A 23,570-nucleotide genomic window follows, 5' to 3' on the forward strand; every position below is an offset into this window, starting at 1 on the left:
TTGAGGCGTAAGCCATGCTTAGTACCAAATCCCTCCGTCCGCTGCTTGGCGGACTTCTCCTCGTGACCGCTGCCCTGTTTTCAGGGGCGGGGGGCGCCACGCCGGCAGCTGGTGACAAACTTGACAATGCCACTTGTCTTTCCTGCCATGACGGCAAGAAAGGCAAGCTGGAAGTCGATGGCGCAGACGGCGAGAAACGCGCGTTGCTGGCGGTTCGCCACGATGCTTTCGGCAAGAGCGTGCATGCAAAAATGGAATGTATCGGCTGCCACATCGACATCAAGGACAACAGGGCGCCGCACGGAAAAAGCGGGGCGGCGGCAAAAGTTGACTGCGTCCAGTGTCACACCGAGCTCTGGGCAAATACCCAGAAAGCTGGCAAGGCTGCCGAAAAGCCGCGCCTGGGTCTGATCGTAGAAAATATTGAAGCCCACAAGAAATCCTTTCATGGCCGAGCCAACGAGGATGACCCGTCGCGAATCAACGCTGCCTGCGACCAGTGCCACGATACGCATAGCTTCAGTATCCCCGCGAAGGACAGCCCGGACTATGCCGAATGGCGACTGACCACCCCCAAGGTCTGCGGCAATAGCTGCCACGAGGAGCAACTCGAAGAATATGCAGCCTCGGCACATGGGGCAGCGGTACTGGACAAGGGGGACGCCAAGGCTGCTGTCTGCGTCGATTGCCATACCAGCCACGCCATCGGGGCCACTGCAGCATCTCCAGTCAGGCTGGCAATTACCGAGCGTTGCGGCACCTGCCACGAAGCAAACCTGAAGAGCTACCGGGCGACCTATCACGGCCAGGTTGGTGCGCTGGGGCATGCCTACACGGCGAAGTGTTTTGACTGTCATGGCAGCCACGGCATTCTCAAGGCTGACAACGAGGAATCGTCCATTCACCCGAACAATCTGCTGGAGACCTGCCAGAAGTGCCATACCGACAAGAAGCCGGGCATGCGCACGGCGACCGCGGGCTTCGTATCATTTGGCCCGCATGCCCACGGCGGCGATTTCAAGAAGTATCCCGAAATGTGGATCGCCACCAAGTTCATGGTTGGCCTGCTGATTTTCGTCTTTGCCTTCTTCTGGGCGCACTCCGGTCTCTGGTATTACCGTGAGTGGAAGGATCGCAAGGAAGGTAAACGGGCGGTTCACCTCAAGACGGAAGGTCTGAACCTGGACGAACGAAAGCACTTCCAGCGCTTCCCGTGGGGATGGCGCATTGCCCACCTGGTCTTTGCGCTGGTCACCATGACGCTGGTGCTCACCGGCACCTCAGCGCTCTTTGCCGAGAGCAGTTGGGCCCCGGTAGTTTCGAACGCGCTCGGCGGTCCGAAGATGCTCGGTCTTATCCACCGCATCGCGGCGGCTTTGTTCATCGGCATCTTCGTCATCCACTTTATCTACGTCATGCAAAAGCTGTTGCGCGACAGGAAATTCCGCTGGTTCGGCCCGGATTCGCTGATTCCGAACTGGAAGGATTTCGCCGATTGCATAGGCATGTTCAAGTGGTTCTTCGGTAAGGGGCCGCGGCCGCAGTTCGACCGCTGGGCTTATTACGAGAAATTCGATTACTGGGCTGTCTTCTGGGGTGTCAATGTGATTGGCTGGAGCGGACTGATGCTGGCCTTCCCACATGTGACCGCGACTTACCTGCCGGGCTGGGTGTTCAACGTCGGCACTCTGGTCCATGGTGAAGAAGCCTTCCTGGCGGCCGTCTTCCTCTTTACGGTCCATTTCTTCAACAATCACTTCCGCCCGGACAAGCTGCCTCCCCCGGACATCGTCATGTTCACCGGCACGCAGTCGATCGAGGAATTCCGTCATGACCACCCGGCCCAGTATCAGCGCCTGGTCGATGCTGGCGAACTGGAGAAACATCTGGTCAATGCGCCTTCTGCCCCGATGGCGAGAAGCTCGAAAATTCTCGGTCTGGTTCTGATTGCTGCAGGCCTGACACTGCTGGCGCTGGTTACGATCGGATTCTTCGGCGGTTAACCCAGGAGGCAATTGTTGTTATTGGGAGGGATTCGTCCCTCCCCTTTTTTCGGATTGTATTTATTTGATTCCCGTTAATCTGCCGTTAAACTTGCGCGTTCATAATTTGTGCCTGATTTCTTTCGGTTTTCCCCCTGATGCTTGAAGCTGACAATCTGGAATGCGTGCGCGGCGAGCGCCGCCTGTTCGCAGGCCTCGGCTTCAAGCTGGAGGCCGGGGAATTGCTGTACCTGCAGGGCAAAAACGGCGCCGGAAAAACCAGCCTGCTACGCATGCTGATCGGCCTGTTGCCACCGGAAACCGGTGAAATACGCTGGAAAGGCCAGTCGATCAAGTCCGACGAATTCCGTGCCGACCTCTGCTATCTCGGCCACCTGAACGCCATCAAGGAAGAACTGACGCCGCTGGAAAACCTGCTCGCTGCTGCCCGCCTGGCCGACGAAGAACTATCCGAAGACGATGCCATCGATGCGCTGGAACAGGTCGGCCTGGCTGGCCGAGAGGACCTGGCCTGCAAATATCTTTCGCAAGGACAGAAACGACGCGTCGCGCTGGCCCGGCTGGTCAAGGAAAAACGCCCGCTGTGGATTCTTGACGAACCCTTCGTCGCCCTCGACGTTGCTGCGGTCGACTGGCTGGCGAGCATCATCTCCGGCCACCTGCAACGCGGTGGCCTGGCCGTGATGACAACGCACCAGTTGGTCAGCATTCCTGCCGGCACGGTCCGTGAATTGCGGCTTTCCTGATGCTGAAAATCATAACAGCCGTGATCGGCCGCGATCTCAAACTGGCCATGCGCCGCCAAGCCGATATCGTCTCGGCGCTCTTCTTCTTCGTCATCGTGGTCAGCCTGTTCCCGCTCGGTATCGGGCCGGAACCGGATCTGCTGCGCAAGCTGGCCCCCGGCGTGCTATGGGTCGCCGCCCTGCTCGCCACCATGCTGTCGCTACCTCGCCTGTTCGCCGATGACCATCGTGACGGCACACTCGAACAACTGGCATTGGCCCCACATCCCCTTGGGCTGGTCGTTACCGGAAAAGTGATCGCTCACTGGCTGGTCTCCGGACTGCCGCTGGCCCTGATCGCCCCGGTCCTCGGTATCCAGTTCGACCTGTCCACCGATGCCCTGATCGTACTGACTTTCGCCATCCTGATCGGCACTCCGGCGCTGTCCGGCATTGGTGCCATCGGCGCGGCGCTGACCCTGGGCCTGCGTGGCGGCGGCGTGCTGCTCTCGCTGCTCGTGCTGCCACTATATATTCCAGTGCTAATATTCGGCGCTGGAGCAGTGGATGCGACGGTGGCCGGACTCGGGGGAGAAGGTCACCTGTCACTGCTCGCTGCACTTACCTTTGCCTCACTTGGCTTTGCCCCCTGGGCATCGGCCGCTGCCTTGAAGATCGCCCTCGAATGAAAGATCGTTTCAATCTCTACCGCTTCGCATCACCGGCCACTTTTTATCCGTTCGCCGGCGCGCTGATTCCCTATTTCGTCGCTGTTTCGGTCGTCTTCGGCCTTGCCGGGCTCTGGCTCGGCATGCTCGTCGCACCGACCGACTTCCAGCAGGGTGAGGGTTACCGGATCATTTTTATCCACGTCCCGGCCTCCTGGATGTCGATGTTCATCTATCTGGTCATGGCTGGCTGGGCAGCCATCGGGCTGGCTTTCAACACCCGGCTGTCCGGCATGATGGCCCAGGCCCTGGCGCCGACCGGGGCGCTGATGGCCTTCCTCTCGCTACTCACCGGCGCCCTGTGGGGCAAGCCAATGTGGGGCGCGTGGTGGGTCTGGGATGCGCGCCTGACTTCGGAACTGATCCTGCTCTTCCTCTACATCGGCTACATGGCCCTGACTGCCGCCATCGACGATGCCCGCCGGGCCGACAAGGCCGGTGGCCTGTTGCTGCTGGTCGGCGTCGTCAACATCCCGATCATCTATTTCTCGGTCAAATGGTGGAACACCCTGCACCAGGGCTCCAGTGTCAATCTCGCCAAGTCGTCGATGGCCACCACCATGCTCTGGGGCATGCTGCTCATGGCCATGTGCTTCTGGATGTATTCGATAGCCATCGCACTGATGCGCGTGCGGACCATCATGCTCGAACGCGAGCGAAATACCGACTGGGTCAAGGCTGAGTTGCTGGGCAATTCGGCGGGAGGCAAAAAATGATCCACTGGAACAGTTTTTCCGACTTTATCGCCATGGGCGGATATGGTTTTTACGTCTGGGGCTCGTTCGGTGCCACCGTTCTGATCATGGCGATTGAACCGATCGTCGTCTCCCGCAATCGAAAGACCACCATCGCTCGCCTCAAGCGCCAGTTGCGCGCCGAAACAAGGAACACCGCAGAATGAAATCCCGTCACAAGAAACTCGCCCTGATCGGCGGCGCGCTGGCCATCATCGGCATCATCGCGGCGCTGGTTTTGAATGCCCTGAACAGCAATATCGCGCTCTACATCACGCCGACCGAAGTCGCTGCCGGCAAGGCGCCCAAGGACAAGCTGTTCCGCATCGGCGGCTTGGTCAAGGAAGGCAGCATCCAGCGTCAGGCTGATGGCGTGACCATCCAGTTCGTCGTCACCGATACCGAAAAAGACATTCCGGTGCACTACAAGGGCATCCTCCCCGACCTCTTCAAGGAAGGCAAAGGCGCTGTAGCTCAAGGCAAGCTGACTACGGACGGCAACTTCATAGCCACCGAAGTGCTGGCCAAGCACGATGAAAACTACATGCCGCCGGAAGCCGCCAAGGCCGTCGACGACGCTCAGGCCCGCGCCGCCGGCAAGCATGTTTCCCCGTCTTCCTCTGGCGACAAGCCGAAAGCGAGCTACTGAACATGATTCCCGAACTCGGCCATTTCGCCCTGATCCTTGCCGCGCTGGTCGCCCTGATCCTCGGCACCCTGCCGCTGATCGGCGCTCACCAGAACCGCATGGCCTGGGTTGCCGTCGCCCGGCCGGCTGCCTCGGCCATGGCGCTGCTCGTCACCTTCTCCTTCGCCTGCCTGACGCAGGCCTTCGTGACCAATGACTTCTCCGTGGTCTATGTCGCCCAGCATTCCAATTCGCTGCTGCCGCTGCAATATCGCGTCGCCGCCGTCTGGGGCGGCCATGAGGGTTCGCTGTTGCTGTGGATGCTGATGCTGACCTGGTGGGCCTTTGGCGTCGCCATGCTATCGAAGCAACTGCCGGAAACGATGGTCGCCCGCGTCCTCGGCACGCTCGGTCTCGTCGCTTTCGGTTTCATGCTGTTCATCCTGATCACTTCCAGTCCGTTCGAGCGCCTGCTGCCGGCAGCGGCCGAAGGGCGTGACCTCAACCCGCTCCTGCAGGACTTCGGGCTGGTCATTCACCCGCCGCTGCTCTACATGGGCTACGTCGGTTTCTCGGTCGCTTTCGCCTTCGCCATCGCAGCGCTGCTTTCCGGCCAGTTAGACGCCGCCTGGGCGCGCTGGTCACGGCCGTGGACGATGGCTGCCTGGTGCTTCCTTACACTCGGTATCGCCATGGGTTCGTGGTGGGCTTATTACGAATTGGGCTGGGGCGGCTGGTGGTTCTGGGACCCGGTCGAGAACGCCTCGTTCATGCCCTGGCTGGTTGGCACGGCGCTCATTCATTCGCTGGCCGTCACCGAAAAGCGCGGCAGCTTCAAGAACTGGACGGTGCTACTGGCCATTTCGGCCTTCTCGCTGTCGCTGCTCGGCACCTTCCTCGTTCGTTCCGGCGTGCTGACCTCGGTCCATGCCTTCGCCACCGATCCACGGCGCGGCATTTTCATCCTGATCTTCCTCGTCGCCGTCATCGGCACCTCGCTCGCCCTGTTCGCCTGGCGCGCCCCGAAGGTCGGGTTGGGCGGCCGTTTTGCCTTGGTTTCGCGCGAATCGCTGCTGCTCACCAACAACGTGCTGCTTGTCGTTGCCTGCGCCACCGTGCTGCTCGGCACGCTCTACCCGCTGCTTATTGACGCGCTCGGTGTCGGCAAGATTTCGGTCGGGCCACCGTACTTCAATGCCGTTTTCGTGCCGGTCATGGCGCCGGTGCTGTTCCTCATGGGCGTCGCTCCCTTCGCCCGCTGGAAGGACGCATCGATCCCGGAAATCACCCGGACCGTGCGTTTGGCCATGGTCGCCGCTGCCGTTGTCGCCATCGCGCTGCCGCTGATCTATGGCCACTGGACCGCGCTGACCGCACTCGGCATTCTGCTTGCCGCCTGGGTTGTCTTTACGACGCTGACCGCTTTTGTCCAACGCGTCCAGCACACCCGCGCCGGCCAGTCTTTCCTGAGTACCGCACTCAAGCAGCCACGCAGCTTTGTCGGCATGTGCGTCGCCCACTTCGGCATTGCCGTTTTTGTCGTCGGGGTGACCATGGTCAACAGCTTCCAGGATGAAAAAGACATCAAGATGGCGCCCGGCGATACCGTCGATGTCGCCGGCTACAGCTTCAAGTTCAATGGCGTCAAGGAAGTTCAGGGGCCGAACTACGTCGCAGCGCAGGGCGACTTCGATCTCACGGTCGACGGGAAATTTCGCCTGAAAATGAAACCCGAAAAACGCAACTACGCGTCGTCCGGCATGCCGATGACCGAAGCCGCCATCGACGCCGGTTTCCTGCGCGACGTCTATGTCTCGCTCGGCGAACCGATCGAACGCGACAAGCCGGAAGCCGAATGGGCCGTGCGCGTCTATTACAAACCCTTCGTCGACTGGATCTGGGGCGGCTGCGTGCTGATGGCGCTGGGCGGTCTGCTCGCCATGCTCGACCGTCGTTACCGCGCCAAGTCCCGCACTTCGGCCACCGTTACCACCCCGGCAGGAAGCCAACACGCATGAATCGTTATTTCTGGATCCTCGGCGCCTTTGCGGCGCTGGTCGCATTGCTCGCCGTCGGCCTCGGACTGAATCCGCGCGATGTTCCGTCACCACTGGTCGGCAAGCCGGCCCCGGCCTTCAACCTCAACGTCCTGGCCACGCCGGAAAAAATGCTCGGGCCCAAGGACATGCAGGGCAAAGCCTGGCTGCTCAACGTCTGGTCCTCGTGGTGTGTCTCCTGCCGCGCTGAGCACCCGGTGCTCGTCGAGTTTTCGAAGAACGCCAACGTGCCACTGGTCGGGCTAAATTACAAGGAAGTGCGCGGCGACGGCAATTTAGACATCAGCAAGATGCCGGCCGATGAAGAAAAGAAACTGGCCTTCCAGCGCGCCAACCAGTGGCTGGCCCAGCACGGCAACCCGTACACACTGACCGTCATGGACATCGACGGCCGCGTCGGTATCGATTACGGCGTCTATGGCGTGCCGGAAACCTACGTCATCGACAAGGCCGGGATCATCCGCATGAAGCACACCGGGCCGATCTCGCCGGACGATCTGAGCAAGAAGATCATGCCGTTGCTCGCCGAGTTGAACAAATGAAGCGCCGCCTGCTGATTGCGCTTTTCATTTTTGGCTCTTTTTTCGGGTCGACCGTAGCATTCGCCGATGCGGCGACTGAAGCGGCCACGGCCGCCGATCCGGTGGCTGAAAAGCGCCTGCAGAAGCTTTCCGAGGAACTGCGCTGCCTGGTTTGCCAGAACCAGACCATCGCCGACTCCAATGCCGAACTGGCCCAGGATCTGCGCCGCGAAGTCCGGACCATGATCAAGGATGGCAAGACCGACAAGGAAATCGTCGATTTCATGGTCGTCCGCTATGGCGATTTCGTCCTCTACCGGCCGCCTGTCAAGGGAATCACGCTGCTCCTCTGGGGCGGACCTGTCGCCCTCATGCTGCTCGGTCTGTTCATCCTGCAGCGCTATCTGCGCCGTCGCGCCACCCGCATCAATGCCGAAGACCAGCCGCTGTCGGCTGACGAAACCAGCCGCGCCGACGCGATGCTCAAGGAAATCGACCAGAAATGAACCAGTTCGCCCTATTTGCCGTTCTCTTGATCGTAGTCGTTTCCGCCTTCATCCTGCCGCCGCTGTGGCTCGGCCTGCGCTCGACGAGCAAGGCCGACCGCAAGGAAGCCAACCTCGCCATCTTCCGTGACCAATTGGCCGAACTGGCTCGCGAAAAAGCTGAAGGATCGCTCGCCGAGGCCGATTTCGACCAGGCCAGACATGAGCTGCAACGCCGCCTGCTCGAAGAGGTCGAGCCAGCCACCGCCGGTGGCGCCGCCCCGGCGGCCACACATGGCCCGAGCCGCAAGATGGCTATCGTCATCCTGGTCCTGCTGCCCATCCTCGGCCTGCTCGGCTACGGCATCCTCGGCAACCCGAAGGCGCTCGATCCGGTGCAAACCGCCGCGCCGCAGCAAATGACGCCGGAAAAGATCAATGAAATGGTCACCAGCCTGGCCGAGAAGCTCAAAGCCAACCCGGACAACATTCAGGGCTGGCTCATGCTCGCCCGCTCGTACAAATCGATGGGGCGTTACGACGAAGCCGTCGAGGCCTACGCCAAGGCCGAGAAAGCCATCAACGACGATCCCGACCAGCTCGCCAGCTACGCCGAAACCATCGCCATGGCCAACGGCAAAGGCATCACCGGCAAGGCCGTCCAGCTCGTCGAACGGGCCCTCAAAATCGACCCGAATCACGGCCACAGCCTCTTCCTGGCCGGTGCTGCCGCCATGGAGGCGGGCGACAACAAGAAGGGCATTGCCTATTGGGAAGCCCTGCTGCCGCAGGTCGAGCCGGGCTCCGACATTGACCGGATGCTGCGTAGCGGCCTCGACAAAATGAAGGCCGGCAAGTAGCCGAAAATCATGGTCGACCTGTCCCGGCGCGGCTTCTTCCGCGGTCGACCGCGCCCGAGGGCTGAAATTCGCCCGCCCTGGGCGCTCCCGGAAGCGGAATTCATCGACCGCTGCACGCGCTGCAATGACTGCCTCAAAGCCTGCCCGACACAGATTCTGGTCGTCGGTGACGGCGGTTATCCAACCGTTGATTTCAGCCTTGGCGAATGCACCTTCTGCGGCGACTGCGCGACCCGTTGCCAGCCCAAGGCCTTGTTGCGTCGGAATACCGAGCAAGCCGCCTGGCCCTACAAGGCGGCCATCGGCGAAGACTGTTTGCCCCGTCAGGGTGTCGAATGCCGCGTCTGCGGCGACTTCTGCGATGCCCGCGCCATCCATTTTGCGCCGCGCCTGGGTGGCAGCCCGCTGCCTGAGATCGAACCCGACAAATGCACCGGCTGCGGCGCCTGCGTCGCGCCTTGCCCGGTCACTGCAATCAGCGTTCGCTAGCGGTCACTGCGCGGAGGCGGGCGGCACCAGTGGTGGCGGTGAAAAGCCAAGCGCCAACATCTCCGCCTCCAGCTTGATGCGGAGGATCAGCAAGCCCTGCAAGGACTCACGCGCCTTGTCTTCGGCCCAGGTATCGTGATGATTGCGCAAACAAGCATCAATTTCGTGGCGATTGGCCAGATTGACACGACAGACAGCAGCGTACCGGTGAATCTCGCTATCAAGATCCCGCAATTCGCGATCATAATGTTCAAATCCGCTCATCGTTCAAGCATACCCCGTAAGGAACGACCATGCATTGGTTAACATTGCCCGAACCACGCAAGAACATTGCTCAGGCCTTTCACGACCTGGCATCGGCAAAAACCTGGCTGGCCAGCCAGCCGCAAGCCCAGCCCATGCACATGCTGGCCGCCATCAGCCTGCAGATCGAGGCCATTGAGGCGTCGACGCTTGCGCCGGCACTGGCCGTCGAACTGCTCAACCTCTTGCGCACCGCCTCCGTGCCCGGCCAGGAAACCATCGAGCCGCGCTATGTGCGCAAGGCACTGCCCATGCTCGACGACGACCAGCGCGCTTTCGACGTCGCCCAACGCCTCTGGCTGCGCCTGGGTACATCCTATCTCCGCCTGGCCCCGCATTTCGCCCCGGCCGAAAAAGGCAAACTGCTGCACCGGGCGGCCTGTGCCATCCGGATGGCTGAATACTGCCATTTCCTGGCCGCCCGGGAATGTCCGGCCCTGCTCGATCAAATACTCTTCGCCATTCTCGATCAGGCCGAAAGAGATGGCCTGTTGCGCCATTCCCTGCCCGATCCGGACTTCCCCCACCTTGTCGATACCACCATCGCCGGCCATCTGGCCTGGGCTTTCATGCTGCGCCTGATCGACCCGTATCGACTGTCGGCCGCCCAGCTCGCCGTCGCCAACCGGGCGCTCAGCCGCTGGCGCGAGCTGGCCGGATTCCAGACCATGCCGGACGATGACCCGCGAGGCCACTCCGTCGATCTCGGGCCACTGTTTGGCGCCACCTTGCCGGAGGGCATCCCGCGCTGGCTCGAAGTCCCCCGGGTGACCCGCAAGATCAACCAGCGAATTGCCGCGCTCAAGGAAGGCGAATCACCGGAGGCCCTGAAACTTGGCCGAGAGCTGTCGCCGGCGGCCTGCATCCGCCTGTTGCGCGACATCGAAGCCAGCCTTGAATCCCACGGCCAGCACCGGAGCACGGAAATTGGCGAAATCGAACTCGCCTTCGGGGCTGAATATGCCTATGCCGCCTTTACCGGCGAAATGATCGTGCCGAGCGGATCGCTCGATGCCAGCAGCGCATCGCTGGCCCATCAGCGCACGGCCATGTTCGGTTTCGACCGCGTATCGACGATGCCGACCGCCGTCAAGAAACTCAATGTTCCCGGTGAAAACTGGCTGCTGGTGGACGGCAAGGCCATCCGCCCGGCCGACCGCAAGGGCGCCCGCCGCCAGTCGCCCTGCCTGATCGCCTCGGCCTCGCTTGGCAACCCACGACTTGGGGTCATGGTCGGACTGCAAAGCATTCCCGGCGGCGCGCTGGCTGCCGATCTCCAGTGGTACGACGAACGCATCGAGGCCGGCCGTCTGGCCCGTCCAGCTGCGCCGGGCCAGACGAACGCCGTGGTGCCCGTATTCCTGCTCCATGACGGGGACGACTGTTCGTTGATCGTCCCGAGTATGGCCGGTATCCGGCTCGATACCGGCGTTACGCTGGAGGGAGCCTCGGTCAGCCACCTGATGCCGACCGAAGTGCTCGAACGCGGCGTCGATTTCGTCCGTTACGCGATCACCAAGCAATGAAAAAGGCCCGCCGGTTGGCGGGCCTTGAATGCTACAGTCAACCGTAAAAAACGGCCAAAAATCAAATCACTCGAACTCGATGATGACCTGATCGACCGTCAGGCTTTCGCCGGCGGCCGCTGAAATCTTCTTGACCTTGCAGTCCTGGTCAGCCTTGAGGATGTTTTCCATCTTCATGGCCTCGATGACGGCGAGCTTTTCGCCGGCCTTCACTTCCTGACCGACCGTCACCGCCACTTCGCGCAACAGGCCCGGCATCGGCGAGATCAGGAACTTCGAGAGGTCGGGCGCCTGTTTTTCAGGCATCAGCGACAGCAATTCGGCAGCGCGGGCGCTCATCACCATGAAATCGGCGCGGGTACCCCAGTGGAACAGCGAGTATTTCGTCTTGTGCCGCTCGACCTGGAGCGTGAACTCCTGGCCATTGCAGGTGCCGACGAACAGCGACTCGCCGAGTTTCCAGGAAGAGCGCAGTTCGTAGTGCTGACCGCCGTACTCGATGTCATAGCCACCATCGACCAGACATGCCGTGACCGGATGATGCTGATTGCCGGCGGCATCGAGGCGAACGACCATCCAGTTGTCGCTGACCAAACGCTCGTGGCCCTGCAACTGGCCGGAGATGGAAGCGGAGCGGTCGGTGAAGGCACGGTAGACATAGGCAGCCACCGAAACCAGCAAGGCCGGATCATCGTGCGGGACCATCGAGGCATCGAAACCCGTCGGGTAGTGCTTGGGGATGAAACCAGTGTCGAAGATGCCGGAATGGAATACCGGGTGCTGCATCAACGCGGCCTGGAACGGGATATTCGAGGAAATGCCGCGGATCACGAAGCCGTTCAGTGCATCACGCATGCGGGTGATGGCGGCATTGCGGTCCTTGCCGTGCACAATCAGCTTGGCGATCATCGAGTCGTAGAACATCGAAATCTCGCCACCATCGTAAACACCGGTATCGACACGGGTAGTGCCACTGGCATCGCTGGTTTCCTTGGGCGGCTGGAACTTCACCAGACGGCCAGTCGACGGCAAGAAGCCGCGGAACGGGTCTTCGGCGTTGATCCGGCACTCCATGGCCCAGCCGTCGATCGTCACGTCGGCTTGGCTCAGTGGCAGCTTCTCGCCGTAGGCAACACGGATCATCTGCTCGACGAGGTCGAGGCCGGTAATCAGTTCAGTAACCGGATGCTCCACCTGCAGGCGGGTATTCATTTCCAGGAAGTAAAATTCCTTGGTCGCGCCGGAAACGACGAACTCGACCGTACCGGCCGACTCATAGTCCACCGCGCGGGCCAAAGCCACTGCCTGCTCGCCCATCGCCTTGCGCATGGCCGGATCAACGAAGGGGCTCGGCGCCTCTTCGATGACCTTCTGGTGACGACGCTGGATAGAGCAATCACGCTCGTTCAGGTACACGTAGTTGCCGTGCGAATCGCCCAGCACCTGGATTTCGATGTGACGCGGCTCAAGCACGTACTTTTCGATGAAGACGCGGTCGTCGCCAAAAGAGTTGCGCGCCTCGTTGACGCAGGACGAAAAACCTTCGTGAGCTTCGGCGTCATTGAAGGCAACGCGCAGACCCTTGCCGCCGCCGCCGGCGGAAGCCTTGATCATCACCGGATAGCCGATGCCCTGGGCGATCTTGACGGCTTCGTCCGGACCGGCGATCGCTTCGTTGTAACCCGGGATGGTGTTGACGTTGGCAGCAATGGCCAGCTTCTTGGACTCGATCTTGTCGCCCATCTTGGCCACCGAATAATGCTTCGGGCCGATGAACTTGATGCCTTCTTCTTCCAGACGACGCGAGAACGTGGCGTTTTCGGACAGGAAGCCGTAACCCGGGTGGACTGCCTGAGCACCGGTCTGCTTGCAGGCAGCGATGATCTTGTCCATGACCAGATACGACTCTTTCGAGGCGGCCGGGCCGATGCAGACGGCTTCGTCGGCGAGTTCGACGTGCAGCGCATCCTTGTCGGCTTCGGAATAGACGGCGACGGTCTTGATGCCCATCTTGCGGGCGGTCTTGATGACACGGCAGGCAATTTCGCCGCGGTTTGCGATCAGAATCTTAGTGAACATATTCCTTTTTCTCCCTGACGCTTACAGAGGAATGTTGCCGTGCTTGCGCCACGGGTTGTCGAGTTTCTTGTCGCGCAGCATGGCCAGCGAGCGGGCGATACGCTTGCGGGTGGCATGCGGCATGATGACGTCGTCGATGAAGCCACGGGCGCCAGCCACGAACGGGTTGGCGAACTTGGCCTTGTATTCGGCTTCGCGTTCGGCCAACTTGGCCGGATCGTTCTTCTCCTCGCGGAAAATGATTTCCACGGCGCCCTTCGGGCCCATGACCGCGATTTCTGCCGAAGGCCAGGCGATATTGACGTCGCCGCGCAAGTGCTTGGACGACATCACGTCGTAGGCGCCACCGTAGGCCTTGCGGGTAATGATGGTGACCTTCGGCACGGTACATTCGGCGTAGGCGTAAAGCAGCTTGGCGCCATGCTTGATGATGCCGCCGTATTCCTGCGTCGTGCCCGGCATGAAGCCCGGGACATCGACGAAGGTAACGACCGGAATATTGAAGGCGTCGCAGAAGCGGACGAAGCGGGCCGCCTTGATCGACGACTTGATATCGAGGCAGCCGGCCAGCACCAGCGGCTGGTTGGCGACGATGCCAACCGGATGGCCATCCATGCGGCCGAAGCCGATGATGATGTTCTTGGCGTAATCGGCCTGCAGCTCGAAGAAGTCATTGTCGTCGACCACTTTGACGATCAGTTCCTTCATGTCGTACGCCTTGTTGGCGTTATCCGGCACCAGCGTGTCGAGCGAGTAGTCCATGCGATCGACCGGATCGTTGGTCGGCGTCACCGGCGGCTTTTCGCGGTTGTTGGCCGGCAGGAAATTCATGAAGCGACGCAGCATGGAGAGGGCTTCGACATCATTCTCGAAGGCCAGATCGGCGACGCCGGATTTGCTCGTGTGGGTCACCGCACCGCCCAGTTCTTCGGCGGTCACGTCTTCGTGGGTGACGGTCTTGACGACTTCCGGACCGGTCACGAACATGTAGGACGAGTCCTTGACCATGAAAATGAAGTCAGTCATCGACGGCGAGTACACCGCGCCACCAGCACAGGGGCCCATGATCATCGAAATCTGCGGCACGACGCCGGAGGCCATCACGTTGCGCTGGAATACGTCGGCATAGCCACCGAGGGAAGCAACACCTTCCTGAATCCGCGCACCGCCCGAGTCGTTGAGGCCGATCACCGGAGCACCAACCTTCATGGCCTGATCCATCACCTTGCAGATCTTCTCGGCGTGGGTTTCCGATAGCGAACCACCGAAAACGGTGAAGTCCTGCGAGAAAACGAAGACCAGACGGCCGTTGACCGTACCGTAACCAATCACGACACCGTCACCGGGAATCTTCTCGGCCTGATCCATACCGAAATCGGTACAGCGGTGCTCCTTGAACATGTCCCATTCCTCGAAGGAATCCGGGTCGAGCAACAGCTCGATACGTTCGCGGGCGCTCAGCTTGCCCTTTTTATGCTGGCTGTCGATACGCTTCTGGCCACCGCCGAGGCGGGCCATTTCGCGCTTTTTTTCCAGCTGGCGGATGATGTCGTGCATAGAAAACTCCCTAAATGGATCGGGTGATTAGTGTTTCAGATAGTCGAGCAGCGCATACGCGGCAGCAGCCGGGGTCGTATGGCCCTCCTCGACGGATCGGGTGAAGGCGGGCAGGTTCTCCTGCACTCGCGGGTGATGACGGAAATACTGACGTAGCCCGGAATCGATCAGCTGCCACATCCAGCTCAGCGTCTGATGCTGGCGCTTGGCGTCGAATTCGCCGGTCGGCTTCAACGCCGCCTGGTACTTCTCGACCTGTTCCCAGAAATCGGCAATGCCTTCCTTGTGCAAGGCGGACAGCGTGATGACCGGCGGCGCCCAGTTCGGCGAGGCCGGACGAAGCATGTGCAGGGCGTTGCGCCACTGGGCGCGGACCACGGCGGTGGCCTGACGGTCGATATCGGCCTTATTGATGATCACCATGTCGGCGATCTCGACAATACCCTTCTTGATCGCCTGCAGGTCGTCGCCGGCGTTCGGCAACTGCAGTAGGCAGAACATGTCGACCATGCCGGCCACCGTCGTTTCCGACTGGCCGACACCGACGGTCTCGATGATGATCACGTCGTAGCCAGAAGCTTCGCAGAGCAGCATCGCCTCGCGTGACTTTTCGGCCACACCACCGAGCGAACCCGATGACGGACTGGGCCGGATGAAGGCTTCCTCGCGCTGGCTGAGCAACTCCATGCGCGTCTTGTCACCGAGGATGGAGCCACCCGACACCGAAGACGACGGGTCAACTGCCAAAACAGCCAGCTTCTTGCCCTGTTCGATCAACCAGACACCAAGCGCCTCGATGAACGTAGACTTGCCCGCCCCCGGCACGCCGGAAATGCCGATGCGAATTGCCTTGCCGGTGTGCGGCAATACAGCGTTCAGCACCTGCTGGGCTCGCTGCTGATGGTCGGGACGCGTCGATTCGATCAGCGTGATGGCCTTGGCCAGCGCACGGCGCTGACCGGCCAGCACGCCGTCGACCAGCAACTGGTCGGCGGCAGACAGAATATTGGCACGCACGGGAACTTCGCCCAGATTCATCCGTGGATTAGCCGCGCGCCTTGCGAATTTCTTCGATCACCTTGATGGCCGAATCCTCGATCCGCGTACCCGGTCCGAAAATGGCCTTGGCGCCTGCGTTGTACAAATAATCGTAGTCCTGAGCCGGAATCACGCCACCGGCGAAAACGATGATGTCGTCACCGCCCTGATCCTTGAGCGCCTTGACCAGTTGCGGCAGCAAGGTCTTGTGACCGGCCGCCAGCGACGAAACGCCCACCGCATGCACGTCGTTTTCGATGGCCTGACGGGCAGCTTCTTCCGGCGTCTGAAAGAGCGGGCCCATGTCGATGTCGAACCCGAGGTCGGCGTAGGCGGTAGCCACCACCTTGGCGCCGCGGTCATGGCCATCCTGGCCGAGTTTGGCGATCATGATGCGCGGGCGACGGCCTTCTTCTTCGGCGAACTTGGCAACATCGGCCTTGATCTTTTCCCAGCTTTCCTGACCTTCCACAACGCCTCCGTACACACCCGAAATGGTCTGGTTATTGGCGCGGAAACGACCGAATATCTTTTCCAGCGCATCGGACACTTCGCCAACCGTGGCGCGCAGGCGCATGGCCTTGACGGTCAGATCGAGCAGGTTGCCTTCGCCGGTTTCGGCGGCCTTGGTGAGTGCTTCCAGCGCAGCGTTGACCGCAGCACTGTCGCGCGTCGCACGAATTTGCTTGAGGCGGGCAATCTGCGAATCACGTACGGCGTGGTTGTCGATATCGAGAATGTCGATGGCGTCTTCCTTGGCCAGCTTGTACTTGTTGACGCCGACGATGACGTCCTTGCCGGAGTCGATACGCGCCTGCTTGTCGGCCGCACAGGTTTCAACCTGCATCTTGGCCCAGCCCGATTCGACAGCCTTGGTCATGCCGCCCATCGCCTCGATTTCCTCGATGATGCCCCAAGCCTTGTCGGCCATGTCCTGGGTCAGTTTTTCCATCATGTAGGAACCGGCCCACGGATCGACGACATTGGTGATGTGGGTTTCTTCCTGGATGATCAGCTGCGTGTTGCGGGCGATGCGCGACGAGAACTCGGTCGGCAGCGCAATCGCTTCGTCGAGCGCATTGGTATGCAGCGACTGGGTACCGCCGAAGACGGCCGCCATCGCTTCGATGGTGGTGCGCACGACGTTGTTGTACGGGTCCTGCTCGGTCAGCGACCAGCCGGAAGTCTGGCTGTGCGTGCGCAGCATCTTCGACTTGGCGCTCTTGGCGTTGAAGCCGGTCATGATGCGGTCCCATAACAGGCGGCCGGCGCGCATCTTGGCGATTTCGAGGTAGAAATTCATGCCCACCGCCCAGAAGAATGACAGGCGGCCAGCGAAGGTATCGACGTCCATGCCCGAAGCGACGCCGGTACGGACGTATTCCATGCCGTCGGCCAGCGTGAAGGCCAGTTCGATGGCCTGGTTGGCCCCGGCTTCCTGGATGTGATAGCCGGAAATCGAGATCGAGTTGAACTTCGGCATGTGCTGCGCCGTGTAGCCGAAAATGTCGGCGATGATTTTCATCGACGGCTTGGGCGGATAAATATAGGTATTCCGCACCATGAATTCTTTGAGAATGTCGTTCTGGATGGTGCCGGACAGTTTGTCCTGCGGCACGCCCTGTTCTTCGGCGGCGACGATGTAGCCGGCGAGAATCGGCAGCACGGCGCCGTTCATCGTCATCGAAACGGAAATCTTGTCGAGCGGAATGCTGTCGAAGAGGATCTTCATGTCCTCAACGGAGTCGATCGCCACGCCGGCCTTGCCGACGTCACCGGTGACGCGGGCGTTATCGGAGTCGTAACCGCGGTGCGTCGCCAAGTCAAAAGCGACGGAAACACCCTGACCGCCAGCAGCCAGCGCCTTGCGGTAGAAAGCATTGGAGGCTTCGGCGGTAGAGAAACCGGCGTATTGGCGGATGGTCCACGGCTTGACGGCATACATCGTCGGCTGCGGGCCCCGCAGGTAGGGCGCGAAGCCAGGCAGGGTGTCGGCAAACTCAAGACCAGCAACATCAGCCTTGGTATACAGTGCCTTGACGGCTAAACCTTCAGGGGTATTCCAGACCAGATTCCCTATATCGCCACCAGGCGACTGTTTGGCTGCCGCTTTTTCCCAAGCATCCAGGTTATTGGAATCAAAGAACTTTTCAGACATGACACACCCCTCGCTGATTCGATTTTTTCGGGCTTATGATGCAGAATTCAAAATTCTACGCCGTTGAGCCCAGCTTGACATACCAAGCCTCACATAATACTTTATCCATAATTATAGAAGCAAGTCGGCCAAGTTCCGATCGGCTCATTCACACAACACCAAAACCATGACACGTATCGCACCTACCGCGCTCTATCAGGAAGTGGCCGAACGACTGCGCCAACGCATCTTCGCACATGAGCTGACCCCGGGTACCTGGATCGACGAGCAGAAACTCGCCGAAGAATACGGTATTTCACGTACGCCTTTGCGCGAGGCACTCAAGGTTCTGGCCTCGGAAGGATTGGTCGATCTCAGACCTCGCCGTGGTTGCTACGTCACCGAAATTTCCCGACAGGATACGGACGACATATTCCCGCTGATGGCCATGCTGGAAGGGCGCTGTGCGGCAGAAGCGGTCAAGCGGGCAAAACCTGCCGACATCTCGGCACTGAAAAGTATTCATGAGCAGCTTGAGGCGGCTGCCCGCGAGGGGCGGATTGATGCCTTCTTCGAGTCGAATCAGGAATTCCACAAAAAAATCCAGGAACTATCTGGCAACCGCTGGTTGCTGTCGGTCATTCAGGATCTGCGCAAGGTATTAAAGCTCTCTCGACTACACTCGCTATCACTCGAGGGCCGCCTTCAACAGTCGCTGGACGAGCATCGCCTGATCATGGCCGCGCTCCAGGCAGGTGATGCCGTCAAGGCTGAAAAATTGATGCACGACCACCTGCTGTCCGGCCGCGAAGCATTGGCCAAGATTCGGGACGGTGCGTCCAGCTAGGCCTCTCGTTACGACACGATGCCCTAGCGCATCTGGCCTTCGATGTTGGCGAACAATCGGTCGTAGATATCGATCAGGGCATCGCGGTCCGCATTTCCCTTCATCCACTGACGCCCCTTGACGGCTGCTATCGCCTCCCGCTCAATGTCCGGGACGTTATCGATATCAATTTCTTCACCGTGCAGGATGGCCGTGACGTCAGCGCGGGCCTTCTGGGCCAAGGCGACCAGTCGCATCGAGTCACTCATCGACGCAGCCCCGCTGCCGATCGTCACCGACAAATCCCTGACCTTGACAGCTGACGAGGCCGAAAAGGTTAGTTTCTGGCTGAATTCATTCGCCGTTGTCCGCGCTTCGGAAACGGAATCATTCAGCGAGGCAATCCGGGTGGTGACACCTTCCATCGAACCAGAAACTGCGGAAATGGCAGCCGCAATTTCCTCTGCCGCCCGCTGGGACTGGTCAGCCAGTTTGCGCACCTCATCAGCGACAACCGCAAAGCCCCGCCCCGCTTCACCGGCCCGCGCAGCCTCAATCGCCGCGTTGAGAGCCAGCAAATTGGTCTGCTTGGCGATGGCATCAATCTGTCCGGTCAACTGGCGGATCGCGGCGGCTTTGACGTTCAAGTCAGCCAGGGCAAGGACACTGTTTTCGGCCGAAGCCTGAGCGCCGCCCAGTGCGCCGGACATGCGGTTGGCAGCATCGGCCATGTCACTGGCTGAACTGGCAAAGTCGCCGGCCAGCGTCTGGGTGTTTTCCGAATGCCCGCCGACTTCACTGAGCGCCGCCCCGACATGGTCAATCGCCAACGAAAGTCCGCGCTCCGAGCGCAAAAATATCTCCGAGAGCAGGGCTTCCCGGGCAATTGACTCCTGTGCGGCACCCCATCGATCGAGTAGCACCTGCATTTCTTCGAGCACATTCTTGAAAGCACCGTGCAGTCCGGTAGTCTGTAGACGGCGCCAATAACGGCTTTCAGAAGAAGCGCTCAGTGCACCCAGTATTTCCCGGAAAGAGGTTTCTGTTTGATCAAGCACTGAATTGAGATTAACCCGAATTGCCTCCAGCCTTGGCGTCTCAAACTCGCGGGGCAAGCGCCCAACCAACTGCCCCTGCCCAACCTGATCAAGCAAGCGATCCAGCTCAAATAGCGGCGCCTGCCCGACAGTATCCGGCCAAAGCAAAACAAAGAGCGCCGGAATCAGCAACACTGCCGGCGCCCAGGGCGCAATGAATGCCGCTCCGGCGCCACCCGCAATGAGCAAGGCCAGCAATAGGCGCCTAAAGGGAAAAGACGAGTTCTTCATAACTCATTCCTGTCTGATTCAACAAATCAAGCAATACCTTGGTGCCGGCAGCAATGGCATCACGGGCACCGGCACCCTGTTCAGCCTGAAGCATCTGGCGATAGACCGGTTCGACCTTGCTAACCGCATCGCGCTTCGGACAACGCCGAACCGAGGTATAGCCGATGATATTGTGCTGTGGATCAAAATCCGGGGTGATATGAGTAAACACCCAGTAGAAGCTGCCATCCTTGGCCATGTTCTTCACATAACCAAAAAACTCCTTGCCTGATTGAATAGTGTCCCAAGCCAGCTGAAAGGCGGCACGCGGCATATCCGGATGGCGAACAATATTGTGCTGCGAACCTAGAAGCTCTTCTTCGGAATATCCGGAGAACTCGATGAATGTTGGGTTGCCATAGGTGATGATGCCCTTGGGATTTGTCTTGGAGACAATGAAATCACCCTCTCGCATCATGCGCTCAATAGCGCTTGGTTGGATTTGTCGCTTCATCCCGCTTTCTCCCGATGGAAGATATGTGGACTACCGGTTGAGTCAGCAAATTTACTACATTAAAAACTGAAACCACCAAAAACAAAATCAATAAAAAACCCTGACGACTTTCGCCGTCAGGGTTTGGTTTGTACGTCGAATGCTTAGTGATTACTGGCTGAAGCAGCGCCGTAGCCCGTCTGGGCACGGACATACTGGTCTTCAAACGCCTCGATTTCCAGGCCGGCACGCACGCTCGAATCAGTCTTCGAGAAAATGTAGGCAAGGAAGAAAGCGATCGGCATCGCGAACAAGGCTGGCTGGGTGTAGGGGAAGAGTGGCGCAGCGTTGTGCAGCACATCGACCCACACCGATTTCGAGAAGACCACGAAGAGCACGGCAGAAACCAGGCCGCCGTAGCCGCCAAACAGTGCGCCGCGGGTCGTCAGGCCCTTCCAGTACATGGAGAGGATGAGCACCGGGAAGTTGGCCGCAGCCGCCACCCCGAAGGCCAGACCGACCATGAAGGCGATGTTCTGCTTCTCGAACAGGATGCCGAGGATGATGGCAACGAAGCCGAGGCAGATGGTGGCAATCTTCGAGACGCGGATTTCGGAAGCTTCCGAAGCCGTGCCTTTCTTGATCACTCGGGCATAGAGGTCATGCGAGATGGCCGATGCACCAGCCAGCGCCAAGCCTGACACCACGGCGAGAATGGTGGCGAAGGCCACTGCCGCCAGGAAACCAAGCAGCATGTCACCACCAACAGCTTTGGAGAGGTGCATGGCGACCATATTGCCGCCGCCAATCATCTTGCCGCCTATCGTGCCGCCTTCGAAGAACTCCGGGTTCTGACCAACGATGATGATGCCGCACAGGCCCATGATGAAGATGACGTTGAAGAAGTAGGCCACGAAACCGGAAGCGTAAAGCACCGACTTACGGGCTTCCTTGGCATCGGTCACGGTGAAGAAGCGCATCAGGATGTGCGGCAAGCCAGCCGTACCGAACATCAGGCCAAGGCCCAGGGAGATGGCGGTGACCGGATCGGCCAGCAGGCTACCCGGATACATCAGCTTGGGTCCCAGCTTATGAACCGCCGTCGCCTTTTCCAACAAGGTCTGGAAGGAGAAGCCGAACTGGCTGAAGGCCAGGAACATGACCAGCGTACCGCCAGCCAGTAGCATGCAGGCCTTGATGATCTGCACCCAGGTCGTGGCGACCATGCCGCCGAAAGTGACATACACCATCATCAGGATGCCGACGGCAAAGATGGCGACGTTGTAGTCCAGACCGAAGAGCAGCTTGATCAGCTGACCGGCACCGACCATCTGGGCGATCAGGTAGAAGCAGACCACCGTCAGCGAGGAAATCGCGGCCATGGTGCGCACCTTGCCCTGGTCGAGGCGATAGGCGGTAATGTCGGAGAAGGTGAACTTGCCCAGATTGCGCAGGCGTTCGGCCATCAGGAACAGGATGATCGGCCAGCCGGCGAAGAAGGCCAGCATGTAGATGTAGCCGTCGTAGCCCTGGCCGTAAACCATGGCGGTCAGACCGAGCAGCGTGGCGGCCGACATGTAGTCACCGGCAATGGCCAGACCGTTCTGGAAGCCTGTGATGCCGCCACCGGCCGTATAGAAGTCGGCAGTCGACTTGGTCCGGCTGGAGGCCCAGTAGGTAATGCCCATGGTCATGCAGACAAACAGGCAGAACATGATGATGGCGTGCCAGTTGGTGGCCTGCTTTTCCGTCACGCCTTCGAGCGGGCCGCCGGCAAATGCCATGGCGGCAACGGCGAGGAGCCCGAGCGCAGAACCGAATTGTGTCAGACGTCGCATTACTTGTTCTCCTTCCAGGCGTCCTTGACGATTTCCTGCGTCAGGGCGTCAAATTCCGAATTGGCGCGTTTGACGTAAACTGCCGTCAGCGACCAGAAGAAAATAAACATGAATAGCTCAACGGCCACACCCACCGTCAACATCGAACCTTCCGAGACCGGTTGGCCGAGTGCCGCCGGGTTGAAGGCGACTACCATCACAAAGCCGTAAAACATGGTTAATACGACAAAAGCCAACGTCCAGGCAAAACGTCCCCGTCTTGAAACGAGCTCCTGAAACTTCGGATTGGCCCGCATCCGCTCATACATAGCGCTGCTCATGGCTTGATCTCCTAACTTTTAATTAATAATTACCGACGAAAAAGCCGCAATATTCTATCTTATATAAGACCCGTTGCCTTTGATCTGGATCGATTAATTCCACAATATTTTTATGGTCATTCGAGATAACCCATGAGCACCATTGATTTTTTTTGCGAAAACGAAGTCGCCACCCTGACCCTCAACAACCCAGGCAAGCTCAACGCCATCGACCTCGGGATGTGGAATCAGCTGGCCCAGAAAATGGCTGAAATCAGTGTTGACCGCAGCATTCGTTGCGTCGTGCTGCGCGGCGCCGGCAGCGATGCTTTCGCCGCCGGTGGCGATCTCGAGGAATTTGTCACCGATCGGGCGACACTGGAACAGGCTCTGCACTACCACGGCCAGGTCGCCCTGGCGCTGCAGGCCATCGACAATTGTCCACATCCGACGGTGGCGCTGATTCAGGGCGCCTGCATCGGCGGCGGACTGGAAATCGCCGGCGTCTGCGACTTTCGGATCTGTGGCGAGTCGGCCCGTTTTGGCGCGCCGATCAATCGCTTGGGCTTTTCGATGTACCCCGGCGAGATGGAGGGATTGTTGCGACTGGCCGGGCCGGCCGTCATGAAGGAAATCCTGCTCGAAGGCCGCATCCTGACTTCCGCCGAGGCCTACGCCAAAGGGCTGGTGACGCGCGTCGTCGCCGATGGCGAAACCGAAAACGAAGCCTACGCCACGGCCAAACGCATCTGCGCCGGGGCGCCACTGGTCGCCGGCTGGCACAAACAGTGGATACGCCGGCTACTCGATGGGAAACCGTTGAGCGACGAGGAAAAGGCCGCCTCGTTCGCCTTCCTCGACACCGAGGATTACCGCGAAGGACTGGCCGCCTTTCTGGAAAAACGCAAACCAGCGTTCAAGGCGCGCTGAACGATCT

The 23,570-nt window shown here is 59.9% G+C and carries 23 protein-coding genes; 14 read left to right on the plus strand and 9 right to left on the minus strand.

The features are described 5' to 3' along the window. Nucleotides 1-14: 14 nt before the first annotated feature. The 11 genes from KI613_RS20060 to napF all read left to right on the plus strand — a co-directional run bounded on the left by KI613_RS20060 (nt 15) and on the right by napF (nt 9,230). Nucleotides 15-2,003 (plus strand): cytochrome b/b6 domain-containing protein, encoded by a 1,989-nt coding sequence (locus KI613_RS20060; RefSeq protein WP_226402823.1) that lies wholly within the window; start codon nt 15-17, stop codon nt 2,001-2,003. A gap of 137 nt (nt 2,004-2,140) precedes the next feature. After that, a complete protein-coding gene (gene ccmA, locus KI613_RS20065) occupies nt 2,141-2,749 on the plus strand; it encodes a cytochrome c biogenesis heme-transporting ATPase CcmA (RefSeq protein ID WP_226402825.1) in 609 nt (202 codons plus the stop codon). Next, entirely contained in the window at nt 2,749-3,417 is a 669-nt protein-coding gene (gene ccmB, locus KI613_RS20070; protein WP_226402827.1) for a heme exporter protein CcmB, read from the plus strand. The genes ccmA and ccmB overlap by 1 nt, the downstream gene beginning before the upstream one ends. Further along, a complete protein-coding gene (ccmC, locus tag KI613_RS20075) occupies nt 3,414-4,172 on the plus strand; it encodes a heme ABC transporter permease CcmC (RefSeq protein ID WP_226402829.1) in 759 nt (252 codons plus the stop codon). Before ccmB ends, ccmC begins: the two co-directional genes overlap by 4 nt. Continuing rightward, nucleotides 4,169-4,357: a heme exporter protein CcmD gene (ccmD, locus tag KI613_RS20080; protein ID WP_226402831.1), complete on the plus strand. Its 189-nt coding sequence runs from the start codon at nt 4,169-4,171 to the stop codon at nt 4,355-4,357. The genes ccmC and ccmD overlap by 4 nt, the downstream gene beginning before the upstream one ends. Next, the gene (gene ccmE / locus KI613_RS20085) at nt 4,354-4,839 is read left to right on the plus strand and encodes a cytochrome c maturation protein CcmE (RefSeq protein ID WP_226402833.1); all 486 of its coding nucleotides are present in this window, start codon (nt 4,354-4,356) and stop codon (nt 4,837-4,839) included. The genes ccmD and ccmE overlap by 4 nt, the downstream gene beginning before the upstream one ends. A gap of 2 nt (nt 4,840-4,841) precedes the next feature. Next, the gene (locus KI613_RS20090; RefSeq protein WP_226402835.1) at nt 4,842-6,836 is read left to right on the plus strand and encodes a heme lyase CcmF/NrfE family subunit; all 1,995 of its coding nucleotides are present in this window, start codon (nt 4,842-4,844) and stop codon (nt 6,834-6,836) included. Beyond that, entirely contained in the window at nt 6,833-7,417 is a 585-nt protein-coding gene (locus KI613_RS20095; RefSeq protein WP_226402837.1) for a DsbE family thiol:disulfide interchange protein, read from the plus strand. Before KI613_RS20090 ends, KI613_RS20095 begins: the two co-directional genes overlap by 4 nt. Beyond that, nucleotides 7,414-7,902, plus strand: a complete 489-nt coding sequence (locus KI613_RS20100; protein WP_226402839.1) for a cytochrome c-type biogenesis protein — start codon at nt 7,414-7,416, stop codon at nt 7,900-7,902. Before KI613_RS20095 ends, KI613_RS20100 begins: the two co-directional genes overlap by 4 nt. Beyond that, nucleotides 7,899-8,741, plus strand: coding sequence for a c-type cytochrome biogenesis protein CcmI (ccmI, locus tag KI613_RS20105; RefSeq protein WP_226402841.1), 843 nt, complete (start codon nt 7,899-7,901; stop codon nt 8,739-8,741). The genes KI613_RS20100 and ccmI overlap by 4 nt, the downstream gene beginning before the upstream one ends. Before the next feature lie 9 nt (nt 8,742-8,750). Then, on the plus strand, nt 8,751-9,230 hold the full coding sequence (napF, locus tag KI613_RS20110) for a ferredoxin-type protein NapF (protein WP_226402843.1): 480 nt from the start codon (nt 8,751-8,753) through the stop codon (nt 9,228-9,230). A gap of 3 nt (nt 9,231-9,233) precedes the next feature. Here the strand turns inward: napF and KI613_RS20115 are convergent, their stop codons facing one another. Then, complete coding sequence (locus KI613_RS20115; RefSeq protein WP_226402845.1) at nt 9,234-9,494, minus strand: hypothetical protein; 261 nt, start codon at nt 9,492-9,494, stop codon at nt 9,234-9,236. Nucleotides 9,495-9,523: 29 nt separating this feature from the next. On the opposite strand from KI613_RS20115, the gene KI613_RS20120 reads away from it, so the two are divergent. Then, on the plus strand, nt 9,524-11,059 hold the full coding sequence (locus tag KI613_RS20120) for a hypothetical protein (RefSeq protein ID WP_226402847.1): 1,536 nt from the start codon (nt 9,524-9,526) through the stop codon (nt 11,057-11,059). A gap of 66 nt (nt 11,060-11,125) precedes the next feature. Here KI613_RS20120 and KI613_RS20125 read toward each other — a convergent pair whose 3' ends face one another. From KI613_RS20125 to scpA, 4 genes are read right to left on the minus strand one after another with little or no spacing between them, the layout of a single operon-like run. Beyond that, on the minus strand, nt 11,126-13,138 hold the full coding sequence (locus KI613_RS20125) for an acetyl-CoA carboxylase biotin carboxylase subunit (RefSeq protein WP_226402849.1): 2,013 nt from the start codon (nt 13,136-13,138) through the stop codon (nt 11,126-11,128). 21 nt (nt 13,139-13,159) lie between these two features. Beyond that, the gene (locus tag KI613_RS20130) at nt 13,160-14,695 is read right to left on the minus strand and encodes an acyl-CoA carboxylase subunit beta (RefSeq protein ID WP_226402851.1); all 1,536 of its coding nucleotides are present in this window, start codon (nt 14,693-14,695) and stop codon (nt 13,160-13,162) included. Nucleotides 14,696-14,722: 27 nt separating this feature from the next. Beyond that, complete coding sequence (gene meaB, locus KI613_RS20135) at nt 14,723-15,733, minus strand: methylmalonyl Co-A mutase-associated GTPase MeaB (protein ID WP_404826958.1); 1,011 nt, start codon at nt 15,731-15,733, stop codon at nt 14,723-14,725. Between the two features lie 7 nt (nt 15,734-15,740). Further along, complete coding sequence (gene scpA, locus KI613_RS20140) at nt 15,741-17,891, minus strand: methylmalonyl-CoA mutase (RefSeq protein WP_226402854.1); 2,151 nt, start codon at nt 17,889-17,891, stop codon at nt 15,741-15,743. Between the two features lie 166 nt (nt 17,892-18,057). On the opposite strand from scpA, the gene KI613_RS20145 reads away from it, so the two are divergent. Then, nucleotides 18,058-18,717 (plus strand): GntR family transcriptional regulator, encoded by a 660-nt coding sequence (locus KI613_RS20145; RefSeq protein ID WP_226402856.1) that lies wholly within the window; start codon nt 18,058-18,060, stop codon nt 18,715-18,717. A gap of 23 nt (nt 18,718-18,740) precedes the next feature. Here the strand turns inward: KI613_RS20145 and KI613_RS21325 are convergent, their stop codons facing one another. From KI613_RS21325 to KI613_RS20165, 4 genes are all read right to left on the minus strand, one after another. Beyond that, nucleotides 18,741-20,024: a methyl-accepting chemotaxis protein gene (locus KI613_RS21325; protein ID WP_319004080.1), complete on the minus strand. Its 1,284-nt coding sequence runs from the start codon at nt 20,022-20,024 to the stop codon at nt 18,741-18,743. After that, nucleotides 19,999-20,517 carry a PAS domain-containing protein gene (locus KI613_RS20155; protein ID WP_226402858.1) on the minus strand — a complete coding sequence of 173 codons (519 nt, stop codon included), beginning with the start codon at nt 20,515-20,517 and terminating at the stop codon, nt 19,999-20,001. Before KI613_RS20155 ends, KI613_RS21325 begins: the two co-directional genes overlap by 26 nt. 143 nt (nt 20,518-20,660) lie before the next feature. Then, entirely contained in the window at nt 20,661-22,334 is a 1,674-nt protein-coding gene (locus tag KI613_RS20160) for a cation acetate symporter (RefSeq protein ID WP_226402860.1), read from the minus strand. Continuing rightward, entirely contained in the window at nt 22,334-22,654 is a 321-nt protein-coding gene (locus KI613_RS20165; RefSeq protein ID WP_226402862.1) for a DUF485 domain-containing protein, read from the minus strand. The genes KI613_RS20160 and KI613_RS20165 overlap by 1 nt, the downstream gene beginning before the upstream one ends. 132 nt (nt 22,655-22,786) lie before the next feature. On the opposite strand from KI613_RS20165, the gene KI613_RS20170 reads away from it, so the two are divergent. Beyond that, complete coding sequence (locus KI613_RS20170; RefSeq protein WP_226402864.1) at nt 22,787-23,563, plus strand: enoyl-CoA hydratase/isomerase family protein; 777 nt, start codon at nt 22,787-22,789, stop codon at nt 23,561-23,563. Nucleotides 23,564-23,570 lie beyond the last annotated feature (7 nt).

It is taken from the genome of Ferribacterium limneticum, assembly GCF_020510585.1.
Classification (GTDB): Bacteria; Pseudomonadota; Gammaproteobacteria; order Burkholderiales; family Rhodocyclaceae; genus Azonexus.